At 62.2% G+C, this 15,758-nt stretch carries 16 protein-coding genes; 9 read left to right on the forward strand and 7 right to left on the reverse strand.

Annotated elements, in window-relative coordinates; all coding sequences use genetic code 11:
* Positions 1-213: 213 nt before the first annotated feature.
* The gene (cysS, locus tag NKI66_RS18260) at positions 214-1,650 is read right to left on the reverse strand and encodes a cysteine--tRNA ligase (RefSeq protein WP_352550591.1); all 1,437 of its coding nucleotides are present in this window, start codon (positions 1,648-1,650) and stop codon (positions 214-216) included.
* 391 nt (positions 1,651-2,041) lie between these two features.
* On the opposite strand from cysS, the gene NKI66_RS18265 reads away from it, so the two are divergent.
* Positions 2,042-2,197 (forward strand): hypothetical protein, encoded by a 156-nt coding sequence (locus NKI66_RS18265; protein WP_081738801.1) that lies wholly within the window; start codon positions 2,042-2,044, stop codon positions 2,195-2,197.
* A gap of 71 nt (positions 2,198-2,268) precedes the next feature.
* Here NKI66_RS18265 and NKI66_RS18270 read toward each other — a convergent pair whose 3' ends face one another.
* On the reverse strand, positions 2,269-3,030 hold the full coding sequence (locus NKI66_RS18270) for an SOS response-associated peptidase (RefSeq protein WP_352752472.1): 762 nt from the start codon (positions 3,028-3,030) through the stop codon (positions 2,269-2,271).
* A gap of 127 nt (positions 3,031-3,157) precedes the next feature.
* On the opposite strand from NKI66_RS18270, the gene NKI66_RS18275 reads away from it, so the two are divergent.
* The 4 genes from NKI66_RS18275 (at position 3,158) to NKI66_RS18290 (ending at position 5,525) form a co-directional block, all read left to right on the forward strand.
* Positions 3,158-3,592: an NUDIX hydrolase gene (locus tag NKI66_RS18275; protein WP_352752474.1), complete on the forward strand. Its 435-nt coding sequence runs from the start codon at positions 3,158-3,160 to the stop codon at positions 3,590-3,592.
* A gap of 83 nt (positions 3,593-3,675) precedes the next feature.
* A complete protein-coding gene (locus NKI66_RS18280) occupies positions 3,676-4,053 on the forward strand; it encodes a TIGR02301 family protein (RefSeq protein ID WP_023812891.1) in 378 nt (125 codons plus the stop codon).
* Between the two features lie 355 nt (positions 4,054-4,408).
* Positions 4,409-4,666, forward strand: a complete 258-nt coding sequence (locus NKI66_RS18285) for a hypothetical protein (protein ID WP_008874920.1) — start codon at positions 4,409-4,411, stop codon at positions 4,664-4,666.
* Positions 4,667-4,736: 70 nt separating this feature from the next.
* The gene (locus NKI66_RS18290) at positions 4,737-5,525 is read left to right on the forward strand and encodes a hypothetical protein (RefSeq protein ID WP_023812890.1); all 789 of its coding nucleotides are present in this window, start codon (positions 4,737-4,739) and stop codon (positions 5,523-5,525) included.
* 35 nt (positions 5,526-5,560) lie between these two features.
* Here NKI66_RS18290 and NKI66_RS18295 read toward each other — a convergent pair whose 3' ends face one another.
* On the reverse strand, positions 5,561-6,892 hold the full coding sequence (locus tag NKI66_RS18295; RefSeq protein WP_352752476.1) for a dihydroorotase: 1,332 nt from the start codon (positions 6,890-6,892) through the stop codon (positions 5,561-5,563).
* Positions 6,893-6,967: 75 nt separating this feature from the next.
* Between NKI66_RS18295 and ygfZ the strand changes: the two genes are divergently transcribed.
* From ygfZ to NKI66_RS18310, 3 genes are all read left to right on the forward strand, one after another.
* Entirely contained in the window at positions 6,968-7,828 is an 861-nt protein-coding gene (gene ygfZ, locus NKI66_RS18300) for a CAF17-like 4Fe-4S cluster assembly/insertion protein YgfZ (RefSeq protein WP_127289341.1), read from the forward strand.
* Entirely contained in the window at positions 7,828-8,460 is a 633-nt protein-coding gene (locus NKI66_RS18305) for an HD domain-containing protein (protein WP_127289343.1), read from the forward strand. Before ygfZ ends, NKI66_RS18305 begins: the two co-directional genes overlap by 1 nt.
* Positions 8,461-8,523: 63 nt before the next feature.
* Positions 8,524-10,665: a putative bifunctional diguanylate cyclase/phosphodiesterase gene (locus NKI66_RS18310; protein ID WP_352752478.1), complete on the forward strand. Its 2,142-nt coding sequence runs from the start codon at positions 8,524-8,526 to the stop codon at positions 10,663-10,665.
* A 12-nt stretch (positions 10,666-10,677) separates the two neighbouring features.
* On the opposite strand, the gene NKI66_RS18315 is transcribed toward NKI66_RS18310, so the two are convergent.
* Positions 10,678-11,568: a fatty acid desaturase family protein gene (locus tag NKI66_RS18315; RefSeq protein ID WP_352752480.1), complete on the reverse strand. Its 891-nt coding sequence runs from the start codon at positions 11,566-11,568 to the stop codon at positions 10,678-10,680.
* 111 nt (positions 11,569-11,679) lie between these two features.
* Between NKI66_RS18315 and NKI66_RS18320 the strand changes: the two genes are divergently transcribed.
* Positions 11,680-12,591 (forward strand): LysR substrate-binding domain-containing protein, encoded by a 912-nt coding sequence (locus NKI66_RS18320; protein ID WP_128303041.1) that lies wholly within the window; start codon positions 11,680-11,682, stop codon positions 12,589-12,591.
* 18 nt (positions 12,592-12,609) lie between these two features.
* Here NKI66_RS18320 and NKI66_RS18325 read toward each other — a convergent pair whose 3' ends face one another.
* From NKI66_RS18325 to NKI66_RS18335, 3 genes are read right to left on the reverse strand one after another with little or no spacing between them, the layout of a single operon-like run.
* Positions 12,610-12,882 carry a DUF3303 domain-containing protein gene (locus tag NKI66_RS18325; protein WP_127268533.1) on the reverse strand — a complete coding sequence of 91 codons (273 nt, stop codon included), beginning with the start codon at positions 12,880-12,882 and terminating at the stop codon, positions 12,610-12,612.
* Between the two features lie 18 nt (positions 12,883-12,900).
* On the reverse strand, positions 12,901-14,364 hold the full coding sequence (locus tag NKI66_RS18330; protein ID WP_023812882.1) for a RimK family ATP-grasp domain-containing protein: 1,464 nt from the start codon (positions 14,362-14,364) through the stop codon (positions 12,901-12,903).
* On the reverse strand, positions 14,364-15,467 hold the full coding sequence (locus tag NKI66_RS18335; RefSeq protein WP_127257394.1) for a peptidase C39 family protein: 1,104 nt from the start codon (positions 15,465-15,467) through the stop codon (positions 14,364-14,366). The genes NKI66_RS18330 and NKI66_RS18335 overlap by 1 nt, the downstream gene beginning before the upstream one ends.
* Positions 15,468-15,758: the final 291 nt, after the last annotated feature.

Below are 15,758 nucleotides of genomic sequence, written 5' to 3' on the forward strand. Positions count from 1 at the left end.
GGCGACCTAATACAGGGTCGCATTGCGCCCGAAATCCGCCGAACCCGTCAAACCCCAGCCAATCCGGCCTCAAACCCGAGCCGCAAGGCACCCCACATTGGCCCGACCCTCCCTCCTTGCCCCTATAACTTAATAACGCAACGGGCCCGCAAGGGGGGAGATCGGCTGTCACCAGCGCCTCCGCCAAACTTGTAAAGGTGTTTCGCGCCACCCTCACCGCTTGACCTCCCACGTCGTCACTCGCTCGCCGTTGACCGGATCCTTGCCGTCCTTCAACTGTACACCTTGCGCCAGCAGTTCGTCGCGGATGCGGTCGGCCTCGGCCCAGTTCTTGGCGGCGATGAATGCGAGACGCTTGGCGATGGCCTTGGCGACGTGGTCTTCATCAACCGTCGCCGACGCGACATCGAAGCCGAGGAACAGCAGCGACGCCTTCAGCGCAGCAGCCGCATCGTTGCCGTCCGCTGCCTCGCCAGCCAACTGCGTCAAGACCTGGAAGGCGGCATAGGTTGCGAGATCGTCCGACAAGGCATCGATGACCTGCACGGGCAGCAGTCCTGCGGCGGCCGGCGCAAGGTCGGCCGCCCGCTTCCATTTGCGCAGCGTGTTCTCGGCCTCTTCCAGCTTGCGCACGGAAAAGTCGATTGGTTCGCGATAGTGCGTCATCAGCATCGCCAGCCGCAGGACCTCGCCCGGCCATTTGCGGCCGCCAAACGTCTCGGTCTCGAGCAGTTCGTTGATCGAATAGAAATTGCCGACGCTTTTCGACATTTTCTGACCTTCGACCTGCAGGAAGCCGTTGTGCATCCAGATGTTGGCCATCACGTCCGTGCCATGGGCGCAGCGCGACTGGGCGATCTCGTTCTCATGGTGCGGGAAAATCAGGTCGAGGCCGCCGCCATGGATGTCGAACACCTCGCCAAGATAGGCGGCCGACATTGCCGAGCATTCGATGTGCCAGCCCGGCCGACCCCTGCCCCATGGCGAATTCCAGCCAGGCTCCTCCGGCGACGACAACTTCCACAGGACAAAATCGCCGGGATTTTTCTTGTGCGCGTCGACGGCGACGCGAGCACCAGCCTGCTGCTCGTCGAGATTGCGCTTCGACAGTTGGCCGTAGTCCGGCATCGACGCGGTGTCGAACAGGACTTCGCCCGCGGCAACATAGGCATGGCCGCGTTCGATCAGGCTTTGAATCAAGGTGATCATGTCGACTTTGCCGTCGGCGCGGGGCTCGACGAATTCGGTGGCGCGCGGCTCGACCGTCGGCTCCAGGCAGCCGAGAACCGCCACATCCCTGTGGAACTGGTCGGCGGTCTTTTCGGTCACCCGCCGGATCGCCTCGTTGAGCGAAAGTGTTCCGGAAGCGATCTCGCCGCCGAAGTCGCGCAGAGCGCGCGCGTTGATCTTGTCGTCGACGTCGGTGATGTTGCGCACATAGGTGACGTGCGCCTGCCCATAAACGTGACGCAGCAAGCGGAAAAGCACGTCAAAGACGATCACCGGCCTGGCATTGCCGATATGGGCAAAGTCGTAGACGGTCGGGCCGCAGACATACATGCGCACGTTCAGCGGATCGATCGGGACGAAATCCTCTTTCGTCCGCGTCAGCGTGTTGTAGAGGCGCAGGCCCTGCGATGCGTCGGACATTCGTGCCTTCCCGGTTCAGAACTCAATGTGACGAAGCCAGCCCCGCGCGAAACGCAAATCAGGCTCCAGCCTGCTGGCCGGGGCGTTTGTCCAATCTGGGGAAAGATGAGGCGTAAACGTCCGGACCAGCACGAGGCTAGCCAATAATGCAAATGCCACAGATGGCGAAAGACGTTTTCATGGGCGGCTTTATCGCCTTGGCTTGTGTTGCCGTCAAGTCGCAAGTCTCGGCAAAAACGTCGCTGGATCACAGGTAATGATGCACTGAAACATTTTATTAAACATGTCGGCACAGTCATGAAACATTCGCCGGCTAGATCAGCAGGCGTCACGATTTGGTCAGAATCAGCTATCAAACGCAGACACGAAAATGTTACCTGGGAAGAGAAACATGCCCCGAACCAAGCAGGAAGCCAACCGAGCCAAGCAGCCGGCACTGGCCAACCACTATCGCGCGATCGGCCCGGCCGCGATCGTCGCCGCCCTCCTCCACACCGCGAAGAAGAAAAAGCCGGTACAGAAGATCGTGTCGCCCCGCGCCGCCTGAAGTGGTGTGCGGCCCTGCGCCAAGGGCGCCTGGCAAATGGCGCAGACATACGCCGCTGAAGAACAGTTCAACTAGAACAACGTCATCTGATTGTCGTCCGCGCCGGGCTTCTGGCGCTTGACCTTTTCGGGCTCCGGCCCGATCTCGCCCCGCTCCTGAATCTCCGGGCCGGTGTTGGCGACCTTGTTGACCAGGTCGGAGACGGGAATGGCCTCGAAGAAATCGAGTTGAGCCGGCCGCAACAGATCGGCGACATCACGCGGTTCGAGCGTGCGGCAATCCAGCCAACGGGCGAAATCCCTGGGGTCGATCACCACAGGCATGCGGTCGTGGATATGCGCGATGTCGGCATTGGCGTTGATGGTCAGGATGGCGCCGGTGTCCATTTCCGAACCGCCCGACTCGGCATAGGTCTCGATCAGTCCGGCGAAGGCGACCAGCCCGCCATGCCTTGGGCGTATCCAGTAAGGCTGGCCTTTCTTGCCGCCGGTTTGCCGCCATTCATAAAAGCCGGACGCCGGCACCAAGGCGCGGCGATGGCGCATGGCGGCCTTGAACGACGCCTTTTCGGCAGCCCCTTCGGAGCGCGCGTTGAACAGCAGCGGAAACTCGCCTGTGTCCTTCACCCAGGTCGGGATCAGCCCCCAGCGCACCAGCATTGGCTGCCGGTCCGGCTGATTGGAGCCCGGCGCCCGCGGGGGGCCGGCGACCGCCATCAGGATCGGCTGGGTCGGGGCGATGTTGTAGCGCGCCGGGAAATCCTCCAGTTCCGCCAAGCCTAGCAACGCGGCAGTCTGGTCCGGCGTCGCGGTCAAGGCAAAACGTCCGCACATGGTCGATTGGCGTCCTTCGAATGGTTCAGCTTGAAAGTGGCGATGCAACCGGCGTTGCGCAACCGCTAAAGCTTGCCCATGCTGGGCGATCCACAACAGACCTGCCTACACGCCTGATCGGGAACCCATGAACGAAGCGCGCAAAACACTTCCGGCAGTCTCGGTCGCCGTCGTGCGGGCAGACACCGTGCTTCTGGTCAAGCGCGCCCGGCAACCCTCGCAAGGGCTCTATGCCTTTCCGGGTGGCAAGGTCGAAGCCGGTGAGACGCTGGAACAGGCCGCGGTCCGCGAACTGTTGGAAGAGACCGGCTTGCGGGCCACCGATTATCGCCGGCTTCGGGAAATCCACATCGACGGCAGGGACGACAGCCACCCGGTTGACTATCTCCTCACAGTCTTCGGAGCCGTCTATGCCGGCGGCGAGGCGGTGGCCAGCGACGATGCAGAGACGGCGGCCTTCTATACGCTCATCGAGATGGCGGCGCTGCCGCTAGCAGGCTCGGTATTCGCGGTCGCAGAAGACTTGTTGGCCCCTGGCAGAAACGCCGGACTGCTGCCCTGAAAACCGCCTTGCAGGCGACAAATTGTTTCGCCACAAAGACTTATCCTGTTTGGCAGAGCCACGCCGTTGGGTAGAGAAGGCTTATGAACCGTCCATCCATGCTCCTCGCCGTGTGTCTTTCCGTCAGCACGACCGTTTCGATACGGCCCGCGCTCAGCGCCGAGTCGCCGTTCGAGCCTGGGTTGATGCGGCTGGCGGAGGTTCTGGGCTCGCTGCATTTCCTGCGCAATCTGTGCGGCGAGAAGGGCGAGCAGTGGCGTGTCGAGATGACAAAACTGCTCGATTCGGAAAATCCGGACGCCGAGCGGCGCGCCCGCTTCATCGCCAGCTTCAATCGCGGCTACCGCTCTTTCGGCGGCACCTATACGAGGTGCACGCCCTCGGCGACCGAAGCCATCAGCCGCTACATGAAGGAAGGCGAGACGCTATCTCGCGATATCGCCTCGCGTTACGGCAACTAGGCACTCGCTCATCAACAACTATCCGGATCATTGCTGGGCACAGCGGATATATCGGCTTGTGCCAGGCGATATCTTGGTGCAATCCTCATGTTGCACTTCTGCAACAGTATTAACGAAACCTTACCGCGCGAAAGCGGAATTAACTCAAACTGAAGGTTTTCGCCCCGCAGGCCGCCCCAATCGGCTAAGTTTGACTCGAGCTGAACGCAGCTTCGCACAAGGCAATCGGGCTTTGTAAAAGACGATCAAAAAAATGTCGTATTTACAAATACTTAATTGCCCCTGCGTGTGAAATGAACAGATCAGGCCTGATCCACATCGATGGATCGCAGCTTGAAAGGGTGGACATTCGCTTATGGAACATGGTGTCAACGACATCGACGCGCTGGTCAGGGAAGAAAAACGCCTGACCGCCGTGGAAAGCCACAGCGAGGCCTGGGCGGAAGGTCTCTCCGCCGGGATAGAGCCCGAGATCATCGCCGAAGCAGCGCTCGAAACAGCCTTCGGCGAGATGTTGCGTGCCAATGGCGAGACCTCGGCCCTTGCCCTGCTCGACCGTATGCGTGAAAAGGTGATTGCTGGCGCCTTCGAACCTGAACGGCTGCGGCACTGAACCGACGTCCGGTTCTTTGACGGGAACATGCCGCTCGGGCGTCATGCCCGGAAGCAGGGAGAAACGGGCAGTGAGTTTTTCGATGTCAGGCAAGCCGTGTGGCTTGATCCTTCGCATCTCCTTCGCCGCTTGCTGTGCCGCGATTCCCCTGCTTGTGTGTCTCGCGAGCAGCCCCGTGTATGCGCTGAGCGAAATCAAGCGCGAAGAGCTCCCCCCGACAGTCACGCCGCCGGCCGACGACGACATGTCGCCCCCCGGAAGCGCCGTGCCAATGCCCAACCCGGTCGGAACACCGCCGCCGGCCAGCCAGCCGACTGCTCCTGCCGAAGCCGAGCCGGACAGCCCGGCGGATGGCGGCGTGACCAGACCGCGCGTCGATCCGGAAACGCCGGTGCCTGAGGTCGTCTACGATCTCGGCAAGCTGCCGGAACCGGTGCGGCGCATGCACGATCTGATCGTCGAAGCCTGCAAGGGCGGCGATATCGAAAAGCTGCGACCGTTGATCGGCACGGGCGAGAGCATGACACAGATATCGCTGACCGACATAGACGGCGACGCCATCGCCTTCCTCAAGGGCCTCTCCGGAGACCCAGACGGCCAGGAGATTCTGGCCATCCTGGAGGAGGTGCTTAATGCCGGCTACGTCCACCTCGATGCCGGCACGCCACAAGAACTCTATGTGTGGCCGTATTTCTTCGCCCTGCCGCTGGACAAGCTGGACGCCAAGCAGCGGGTCGAGCTCTTCAAGATCGTCACCGCCGGCGATTTCAATGATATGAAGCAGTTCGGCGCCTATATCTTCTACCGTGTCGGCATCACGCCTGCCGGACAGTGGTCGTTCTTCGTCGCCGGGGATTGAGCTTTCTGCCTCTGCCCTTGCAGAGATCCGGGAGCCTAGACGGGCAATGCCTCGGAAAACTCCACCGCTTTGCCTTGGCCTGGCGTGACGATTTCGCCCTCCCACATGACACGTCGGCCTCGAATGACGGTGCCGACCGGCCAACCCGTCACTTCCCTGCCATCATAAGGCGTCCAGCCGGCTTTCGAGCCGGCCTGCGCATTGGTGATCATCTCGCGCCGCATCATGTCTACGATGGTGAAGTCGGCGTCATAGCCGGCGGCGATGCGGCCTTTCCTGGCCATGCCGAAGATCCGCTGCGGGCCATGACTGGACAGGTCGACAAAGCGCTGCAAGGTCAGCCGGCCGGCATTGACGTGGTCGAGCATGATCGGCACCAGCGTCTGCACGCCGGTCATTCCCGACGGTGAGGCCGGATACGGCTTGGCCTTCTCGGCCAGCGTGTGCGGCGCATGGTCGGAGCCGAGCACGTCGACGACGCCTTGGGCAATGCCGTGCCAGACGCCGTCGCGATGGCGGGCGGCGCGCACCGGCGGGTTCATCTGGATCAGCGTGCCAAGGCGTGCGTAGTCGTCGGCGCTTAGCGTCAAATGATGCGGCGTTGCCTCGCAGGTCGCGACATCCTTGTGTTGTTCGAGAAACACAATCTCCTCGGCCGTCGAGATGTGCAGGACATGAATGCGGGCGCGAACGCTGCGCGCGATGCGTACAAGCCGTTCGGTACAGCGTAAGGCGGCGATCTCGTCGCGCCAGACAGGGTGCGATGCCGGGTCGCCCTCGATGCGCTCGCCAAGACGCTCGCGCAGCCGGAATTCGTCTTCCGAATGAAAGGCGGCGCGCCGGCGCGTGTTTCTCAGGATCGACGCCACGCCCTCGTCATCCTCGACCAGCAGGTCGCCAGTGGACGAGCCCATGAAAACCTTGATCCCGGCAGCGCCCGGCAGCCGCTCAAGCTCGCCGACATCCCCGGCGTTTTCGCGGGTACCGCCGACCCAGAAGGCGAAATCGCAATGCATGCGATCCGTGCCGCGCCGGACCTTGTCGGCAAGCGCTGCCTCGCTGGTGGTCAGCGGATTGGTGTTGGGCATCTCGAACACGGCGGTGACGCCGCCAAGCACGGCCGCGCGCGAACCCGTTTCCAAATCTTCCTTGTGCTCCAGTCCCGGCTCGCGAAAGTGCACCTGGCTGTCGATGACACCCGGCAGGATATGCAGGCCGCGGCAGTCGATCGTCTCGCCGGCCGAGGCCTGGCGGAGATCGCCGATGGCGGCGATGCGCCCGCCCTTCACGCCGATGTCGCGAGCCCCTTCGCCGTCGTGGTTGACCACGGTGCCGCCTGTCAGGATGAGGTCGTAGATCATGGCCATGCTCTCTTGCGGGGGGAGTGCCAGCGGCTTACGTAAAGGCCGACCGTTTTGCAAGATCAGGTTGCTTTTCCGCCCATGCCCTTTGCCCAGCTCAAAGACCGCGCCCTCATTTCCGTATCAGGTCCGGATGCCGAGCATTTTTTGCAAAACATCGTGACCACCGATCTCGACATCCTGGCTCCCGGCGAAGCCAAGCCCGGTGCGCTGCTGACGCCGCAAGGCAAGATCCTGTTCGATTTCCTGATCTCGCGCACCGGCGAGAATGCATTCCGGCTCGAATGCCGTGCCGACATAGCGGACGATTTCATACGCCGGCTGACGCTCTACAAACTGCGCGCCAAGGTCGAGATTGCCAAATCCGATCAGGCATTTGTCACCGTCGCATGGGGACATGAATCAACACCCTCACAATCTGATTCAACGGCAGCCGCCGACACACGCTTTCCGAAGGGTGCCGTCACGCGTTCCTATGGCGAAACAGATGAGCGCAGCGATCTTGCCGCGTGGCAAGCCTTCCGCATTGCCGGCGGCATTGCCGAAAGCGGCAGCGACTACCAACTCGGAGACGCCTTCCCCCACGACGTGCTGCTGGACGAAACCGGTGGCGTCGGCTTCAAGAAGGGCTGCTATGTCGGCCAGGAGGTCGTCTCGCGCATGCAGCATCGCGGCACGGCCAGGCGGCGTGTGCTGATTGTGTCGGCCGACGGGCCCCTGCCCGCGCCGGGCACCGAGCTAACCGTTGCAGGCCGGCCGGTTGGCACGCTCGGCTCGACCACCGGCACGACCGGTCTGGCCATTGCACGCATCGACCGGGTCAAGGCGGCGCTCGACGCCGGCCAGCCGATCATGGCCGGTGACGCCACCGTTTCACTCGCCATCCCGGTCTGGGCAAAATTCGCCTTCCCGCAGGAAGCCGTCAGCGCGGAGGAGGCCTGATGGCTGCCGACCGCGTCGGCGCGCCGGCACGCGCGTGGCAGCGCATGCTCTCGGGCCGCCGGCTCGACCTGCTCGATCCCTCGCCGCTCGACATCGAGATTTCAGACATTGCGCATGGGCTCGCCCGCGTTGCCCGCTGGAACGGCCAGACCAGCGGTGAGCATGCCTTTTCGGTCGCCCAGCACTCGCTGCTGGTCGAAGCGCTGTTCCGCGACCTGGTACCCGAGGCTTCGGCCGACGCCCGGCTGGCGGCTCTTCTGCACGACGCCCCCGAATATGTCATCGGCGACATGATCTCACCGTTCAAATCGGTAATGGGCGGCAGCTACAAGGATTGTGAGTTGCGGCTGCAACGCGCCATCCATCTGCGCTTCTCGCTGCCGGAACCGGGTGCTGCGCTGCGCAAGGAGATCAAGCGCGCCGACCAGATCGCCGCCTATTTCGAGGCAACGCTGCTCGCCGGCTTTTCGACCGCCGAGGCGACCGAGTTCTTCGGCCGTCCGCGCGGCTTCAATGCCGACCGCTTCGATTTCACGCCACGCTCGGTGACCTGGGCGCAAAATGCGTTCCTGAAGCGGTTTTCCGCGATCGAGACATCGCGACACCAGGTTTCGGCGACCGCAATCGACTAAAAACGCTAAATTAACCGGCGGCGGCCACAATAGCGCGTTCGATCACGGTCCGCAGGCGCGCTCATGCCCGTCGCTGATGCCAAGGATGGTCCGACCATCCCGAAACGGGAGGCCGAAGGCATGGACCACTCCCGCCACATGGAAGACGAACTGCGCGAGCAGAACCAACGCTTTTCGGCTGCGGTCGAGAACATGTCGCACGGCCTGTGCATGTTCGACGCCGACGAGCGGATGATCATCTGCAACGGCAACTACCTGAACATCTTTTGCCTCGAAGCCAGCGTGATAAGGCCCGGCATCCGGTTCCTCGACATTCTGCGCCACAGCGCCGATATCGGCATCGCCTCGCAAACCGCCGACGAACTCTACGCCATCCGCAAGCCCTATATCGATCAGGCAAAGCCCTCGACCTACGAAGAAACACTGTCGGACGGCCGCATCGTCAGCATCTCGCACCGCCCTCTGACTCTGGGCGGCTGGGTCTCGATCTATGAGGACATCACTGAGCAGCGCCGCGCGCAAGAGGATCTCAAGGAGCAGCACCGCCGCTTCGACGCAGCGCTCGCCAACATGTCGCAAGGCCTGCTGATGTATGACGCCGACGGCAAGATGATCGTGCGCAACGGGCGTTTCCTAGAACTCTACAACGTCACCGCGGCGGACTTCCCGCTTGGAACGACGCACCGCGACGCGCTCGAACGATTGCTGGAACTCGGCATCTATACGAAGATCGATGTCGACAGCGAAGTCGCCAAGACCGAAGCCTGCCTGGTGGCGAGAAAAATGCATTCGGCCTATCGGCATCTTACCGACGGCAGGACGGTTCTGGTCACCCGCCAGCCGATGAGCGGCGGCGGTTGGGTGGCGACCTTCGACGATGTTACGGAGCGCCGCCGTACCGAAGAGCGCATGACCCATCTTGCGCATCACGACATGCTGACCGGACTGCCCAACCGCTCGATGTTTCGCGAACGGCTCGACCTTGCGCTGGAGGACACGGCGGCCACGCCGCTGGCGATCTTCTCGCTCGATCTCGATCGCTTCAAGGCGGTCAACGACACTTGGGGACATCCGGCCGGCGACTGGCTGCTGAAGAGCGTGGCCGAGCGGCTGCAGCGCTGCCTTCATAATGAAAACGACGTCGTTGCCCGCTTCGGCGGTGACGAATTCGTCATCATCCAGTTCAATTTCAAGGGCATTGCCAATGCTGAAAAACTCGCGAAGCGCATCATCGAGACAATAGGAAAACCGTTCCGCGACAAGAGCCGCGAGATGCATATCGGCATCAGCCTGGGCATAGCGGTTTTCCCCGACGACGGTGGAGATGCCGACACGCTGCTGAGGAACGCCGATACGGCGCTTTACCGGGCGAAGAGCGAAGGGCGCAATCAGTATCGGTTCTTCGAACCCGGAATGGACGCAATGGTACAGGCACGGCGTGCGCTGGAGATCGACCTCGAGACCGCGCTGCCGCGCCAGGAATTCGACCTCGACTTCCAGCCCATCATGAACATCGCATCCGGGGAGATCGTCGGCGCGGAAGCCTTGATGCGCTGGCATTCGCCGACACGCGGCACGGTGGCGCCGGACAGCTTCATTCCGGTCGCCGAAGACACTGGATTGATCGTGCCGCTTGGCGAATGGGCGCTGAGGAAAGCCTGCACGGCGGCGGCCGACTGGCCCGCCGGCCTGCGCGTCGCGGTCAATGTCTCGGCCGTGCAACTTAAAAGCGGCAGCTTCGCCCGCAGCGTCATCTCGGCGCTGGCTTTCTCCGGCGTGCCAGCCGATCGGTTGGAACTGGAGATAACCGAAACCGTGCTGATGGACGAAAGCGAGGCGGTGCTAAGGACGCTGCGGCAGTTGCGCGAACTCGGCGTCCGCATCGCGCTGGACGATTTCGGCACCGGCTATTCCTCGCTCGGCTACCTCAGGCGTTTTCCCGTCGACAAGATCAAGATCGATCGTTCGTTCATCCACGACCTGGGCAATCGTGACGCCGCGGCGATCGTTCGCACCGTCATCGGGCTGGGCGCCGAGCTTGGCATCACTGTCACCGCCGAGGGGGTCGAGACCGAGGTGCAACTCGACATCCTGCGCGGCAATGGCTGTACCGAGGCGCAGGGCTATCTGATCGGCGTGCCGTCAACGGCCGCCGAGATCCAGCGTCTGTTGAAATCCCGAGCGCTCCACAGCCAGACCGGCTGAGGCCGGCCATCGTCAACGCAGCGTGTCGATGTATTTGCCGTGGAAGCTGACATAGCCGGGCTCGACCACCTTGAGATGCCGCCCGATCAGTGCATGAAACCGCGGCAGTTGATGAAACGGCACGCCGGGATAGGCATGATGCTCGGCATGGAACGGCATGTTCCACGCCAGCCTGCGGACCAGCCAGTTGGTCAACGTGGTCCTGGTGTTCTCCAGCATGTTGGCGACGAACGGACAACGGCCGTGCTCGGCTAAGAGATAGAGGCGCAGAAACGGCTGTCCCAACAGAGCGGGCAGGATCCAGACATAGAGAAGCACCGAGAGCCGGAAATAAACGGTCACCAGAATGACCACGGCATAAAGGGCGATCATGGCGCGCGCCTCGCTGCGCACCTTGTCATAGCCTTTTGGCGGAACGTAGCTTTCCCGGCCGCGGTCCATCGCATTGGCATAAAGCGTCTTGAGGTGGCCCCACCACAAGGGGATGCCGGATATGTGGACGAGATATTGCCGCCATGTCTCCGGTTTGGGGAAGGCCAGTTCCGGGTCGTTCTGCGGGTCCTGCGTGTATCGATGGTGGGCGAAATGGAAATAGCGAAACCAGTCCGCCGGCAGCGCGATCGCCAGGCTGCACACCCGCGCCACGGCATCGTTCAGCCATTGCGACTCAAAGGCCGTGCGATGGACCGTTTCGTGCAGCAGCGTGAACAGGAAGACGATGAGGATACCTTGCGGCAGCATCAGCAGTGGCCAGAACGGCACCTTGACGGCGATCAGCGATCCGACGACCACGATCGCGCCCCAATGAGCAGCAAGCTGAACGAGGCCCGCAACATCAGACTTGGCGGTCAGCCGATTGCGCTCCTCCTGCGTCAGCGATGAAATTACGTCACGATGATCCACGTGCTTCGATCCAGACTGGAGTTTGATGAACCCACTGTAGCCAATGAACAACCTTTCCAAAAACGACGATTTCTGCAATCTAGATAAGCTGAACTTATCTATTCGGTGATTATGGCCGTACCTCCCTCTCTCAAAGGGCTTCAAGCTTTCGAGGCTGCGGCCCGTATAGGCAGCTTTGCCGCGGCGGCGGAAGAGCTTTCGGTGTCGGCCGCTGCCGTCAGTCAGCTCATCCGCACGGTCGAGGAGCAGATGGGCCGCAAGCTGTTCCACCGCGTCAACCGGCGCGTCGTCCTCACCGAGGCCGGCGTCGAGATGCTGCCCAGGCTGACCATGGCCTTCCAGGAGATCGGCAGCGTCGCGCGCCAGCTGGGCGGCGATACGTTCCGCCCACGCCTTGTGGTGTCGGTGCCGCCATCCATGGCCATGGGTTGGCTTTCGCAGCGTCTCGCTGGTTTTGCCTCAAGCCATGGCGTCGTCGACATATCGCTCAGAGGCGACGACGACCCGGTGCCGTTCGACCGTGAACTGATCGACATCAGGCTCTCCTATGGGCCGCATTATCGCGAGCACCCGACCGAGGACATCGTCCAGGACGCAGTCTATCCCGTGTGTGCCCCCGGGCTGGCGGACACAATCAAACCCGAGGGCCTGGCCAGCCTGCCGCTTATCCACACGGGCTGGGGACCGACTGGTGCGTCCTTTCCGTCCTGGCACAACTGGTTCGAGGCGGCCGGCATTGAGCCCGGCCGGGCAGCGCAGCGCGGCCTCTCGGCCAACTCATCGCGCGCGGCACTCGACCTTGCCATTTCGGGATTGGGCGTGGCGCTGGCGCAAGGGATCTACTGTGCCGCGGCGCTGGCAGACGGCCGACTTGTCAGGCCCCTCGCCCAGGCACTGGAGCTGCGCCAGCCCTATTGCCTGACGATCCCGGAGCGCAGCGCCAGGCGCGATGTCGTGGCGGCGTTTCGCCTGTGGCTGATCGACGAGTGTCGGCGCGCAGTCGGCTCGCCGGCACTGCGTTGACGTAGTGTGCGGCGATGATCAGAGGTGCCCGCTCAATGCCTCAGCCATGTCCTTGTTTGTCGCCACGGGGATGATCTCGAACTCCACCAGATCCGCCCATTCGATGACCCAACGCTGCAGCAGTGTGACGTCATCGGTCTCCACCAGCAGGAAGCAGCGGCTCATGTCCGCCGCGATCCAACTGTGGTGCACGAGAAGCTCGTCAGGTTTCAGGCGGCCGCGGTCGCGAAAGCGGCGGTAGATCTCCTTGCGATCGCAGCCGGTGAAATCCTCGATGACGATGAACTGCATGTTCTACCCCCGATCAAATTACCGCCCCGGCCGGTCCAGCCGCTCCAGGAACCACTGCGTCAGCCGCACCCAGACCTCGTCCTTCTCGCCGGAATCCTCCCAGCCATGGTCGAGGTTGGGATTGTCGTTGACCTCTATGACGAAGACGCCGTCCTTGGTCTCCTTGAGATCGACTCCATAGAGCCCGTCACCGATGCAGCGCGCCGCCTTCACTGCCGTCTCGACGACATGCGCCGGCGTTTCCTTTAGCGTGAAGGTCTTGATGCCGCCCTGGTCGGGCTTGCCGTTGGCCTTGTGGTTGACGATCTGCCAGTGCTTCTTGGCCATCAGATAGTGCACGGCAAACAATGGCTGGCCGCCGAGCACGCCGACGCGCCAGTCATACTCGGTCGGAATGAATTTCTGCGCGATCAGAAGGTCGGAATCCTCCAGCCATTCGGTGGCCAGCGTCTTCAGTTCCTCGAAATTGGCGCATTTCTTGACGCCGCGCGAGAACGACGAATCCGGGATCTTCAGCACCAGCGGAAAGCCCAGGGTCTGCGCCGCCAGTTCGAGATCCGAGGTGCCGGCGATCATCACCGTCGGCGGCACCGGCACCTTGTTGTAGGCCATCAGCTCGTTGAGATAGACCTTGTTGGTGCAGCGGATCATCGACAGCGGATCGTCGATCACCGGCATTCCTTCCTGCTGGGCGCGGCGGGCGAAACGATAGGTGTGGTTGGAGATCGAGGTGGTCTCGCGGATGAACAGCGCGTCGTAATTGGCGAGCTTGGCGAGGTCCCGTTTGGTGATCGGCTCGATTTCGACGCCCATCTTCTCGGCGATCTTGGCCCAATAGCGCAGCGACGATATCTCCGAGGGCGGCAATTCCTCATGCGGGTCGACCAGCGTGGCGAAGGTGTAGCGCGCCGGCGTGCGGCCCTTGGTGTCGCGCCATTCGCGGTTGGTGTAGGTCTCCAGGCACTGGATGAAGCTTTTTTCCTCGTCCTCGGTCATCCGCGCCAGCGGATGGAAACCGATCTTGCGGATCGAGGCCCATTCGGCGCTGTCCTTGATGTGGACTTCGAGCGCCGGCGCGCGGAACCAGTCGAACAGAAGTTTGGCGAAGCGGTCCCAGATTTTCGACGGGCCGATGCCGAAGAAGATGCAGACCTTTTGCGGAAAAACGTCGCCGAGGTCCTTGCGGCATTTGTTGAGCGCCAGTTCCAGTTCCGGCAAAGCGTGTTCATAGAGCTTGCGCTCCGACAGGTCGATCATCGTCTCGACGGTCGGGATCACCTTGTGGCCGCGCGAGCTTGCCAGCAGCGACGCATAGTAGCCGCGGCTCTGGTAGGCGTAGTTGTTCGACAGGTTGATGACCTTCGGCCGCTGGCCGCGAAACAGCGACGGATGCGCAAGATAGTCGCGATTGGTGATGATCTTGTGTGGTGTCGCCACCTGGTCGAGATCGCTCTGCCTGCCGGTAAGGATGACCCAGGTCATTATCTGTCACGCTTTCCCAGAGTGATGGCGGCACGCAGTCCATCGCGACCGAACTGCGCCATGTTCATGAAGATGCCGTAAGGCACGGGAATGTTGGCTGCATCAAGGATGGTCTCCTGCCTTTCATCCTCGACCCAAGGGTCGTGGATCAGGATATGGTCGCCGTCATCGCCGATCGCCAGCACCCAGTGCGGCACCTTCTTGCCGAACATCAGGAAGCCGCTGATCAGCACCAGCACCAGCTTTCCCCCAGCGATCGCAGCGCGGATATCGTCGATTGTGAATGCACGGTAATTCACCGGGATACCGTAAAGTTCCGCGCGTCGGCGAAAGTCGACCTGGGCCAGTTCCATCACCCTGCGCTTGTCCTCACTGCGCACCGATTGCAGGAACAGCGCGCCATAGAAGGAAACGTAGATCTCCACCGCGAGCCCGCTTTCGTAGCCCGAGACAGCAAGGCCGAATGGCTCGCAACCACCGGGACCCGACATCATGAAGACGGTCGTCGCTTCACGCCACAGGCGGATTTCCATGACCGGATCCGGCACGAAGCCGCGATCGAAATTGGCCATCGCCATCATCAGGCAGCACGGGCCGCAGGTGAATTCGCAGGTCTGCGGGTAGAACGGAACCTTGGTGGCGATCGGAATGTCGCCACGCAAGGTCTTTTCGTAGCGAAGTGCCGTTTCGCCATCCTCATAGTAGCCGGGCTCACGGCCGATCTTGCGATAACCGGCCCGTTCGTAGATGCGGATCGCGCGGCTGTTGTCCTCGCGAACTTCGAGGCGCAGCATCATGCGGTCGTGCTCGAAGGCGGCATCTTCGGCGGATCCGAGCAGCATGCGGCCGACACCCAGTCCGCCGAAAAACGGACTGGTCGCAATCGAGTAGAGGCGCGCCACGCCGCTGCCCTTGCGAAACAGCACGATCGCATAGCCGGCCACGCGGCCGTCGACTTCGGCGACCAGCGTCTCGGCGGTTTCACGCTCGATGAACAGGCGGAAGGAGCGGCGGGAAATACGGTCGCTTGAGAAAACAGCTTTCTCAATGGCGGCGAGATCATCGACGTCAGACGCGCGGGCCGTGCGGATCTCGGCAGGCATGCGGCTTCAGAAAACCTCGATTGGTGGTGGAAATGGCCCTACTCGAACACGTCCTTGACGCCAACCAGGGCGTTGGGAAAACCGGCGTCCACCTGGGCGCACGAAGTCCGCTCCACCACCTTGAATCTTCGCCTCGGGTTTCCAAAAACCGTTTCCGATTTTCGGGGCGATGCGACGGCATTCATCAAGCGCTATCGCACCTCGATTAGGGCCGAATTGTGACAAATCCGACGCCGGCCCGACGGGCGCAAAAGGTCCTTCGGCCGGATCAGCATTCGCGCATCGACGGCA

It is taken from the genome of Mesorhizobium sp. M0518 (assembly GCF_040321125.1).
Lineage (GTDB): Bacteria > Pseudomonadota > Alphaproteobacteria > Rhizobiales > Rhizobiaceae > Mesorhizobium.

What these genes read in the sequence shown, in the direction of transcription:
- NKI66_RS18310 (WP_352752478.1), top strand. Translation starts at nt 8,524, where the DNA reads ATGCCCGTCGCTGATGCCAAGGATGGTCCGACCATCCCGAAACGGGAG.
- NKI66_RS18330 (WP_023812882.1), bottom strand. Translation starts at nt 14,364, where the DNA reads ATGACCTGGGTCATCCTTACCGGCAGGCAGAGCGATCTCGACCAGGTG.
- NKI66_RS18320 (WP_128303041.1), top strand. Translation starts at nt 11,680, where the DNA reads ATGGCCGTACCTCCCTCTCTCAAAGGGCTTCAAGCTTTCGAGGCTGCG.
- NKI66_RS18325 (WP_127268533.1), bottom strand. Translation starts at nt 12,882, where the DNA reads ATGCAGTTCATCGTCATCGAGGATTTCACCGGCTGCGATCGCAAGGAG.
- NKI66_RS18295 (WP_352752476.1), bottom strand. Translation starts at nt 6,892, where the DNA reads ATGGCCATGATCTACGACCTCATCCTGACAGGCGGCACCGTGGTCAAC.
- NKI66_RS18305 (WP_127289343.1), top strand. Translation starts at nt 7,828, where the DNA reads ATGGCTGCCGACCGCGTCGGCGCGCCGGCACGCGCGTGGCAGCGCATG.
- NKI66_RS18335 (WP_127257394.1), bottom strand. Translation starts at nt 15,467, where the DNA reads ATGCCTGCCGAGATCCGCACGGCCCGCGCGTCTGACGTCGATGATCTC.
- NKI66_RS18270 (WP_352752472.1), bottom strand. Translation starts at nt 3,030, where the DNA reads ATGTGCGGACGTTTTGCCTTGACCGCGACGCCGGACCAGACTGCCGCG.
- cysS (WP_352550591.1), bottom strand. Translation starts at nt 1,650, where the DNA reads ATGTCCGACGCATCGCAGGGCCTGCGCCTCTACAACACGCTGACGCGG.
- ygfZ (WP_127289341.1), top strand. Translation starts at nt 6,968, where the DNA reads ATGCCCTTTGCCCAGCTCAAAGACCGCGCCCTCATTTCCGTATCAGGT.
- NKI66_RS18280 (WP_023812891.1), top strand. Translation starts at nt 3,676, where the DNA reads ATGAACCGTCCATCCATGCTCCTCGCCGTGTGTCTTTCCGTCAGCACG.
- NKI66_RS18265 (WP_081738801.1), top strand. Translation starts at nt 2,042, where the DNA reads ATGCCCCGAACCAAGCAGGAAGCCAACCGAGCCAAGCAGCCGGCACTG.
- NKI66_RS18275 (WP_352752474.1), top strand. Translation starts at nt 3,158, where the DNA reads ATGAACGAAGCGCGCAAAACACTTCCGGCAGTCTCGGTCGCCGTCGTG.
- NKI66_RS18285 (WP_008874920.1), top strand. Translation starts at nt 4,409, where the DNA reads ATGGAACATGGTGTCAACGACATCGACGCGCTGGTCAGGGAAGAAAAA.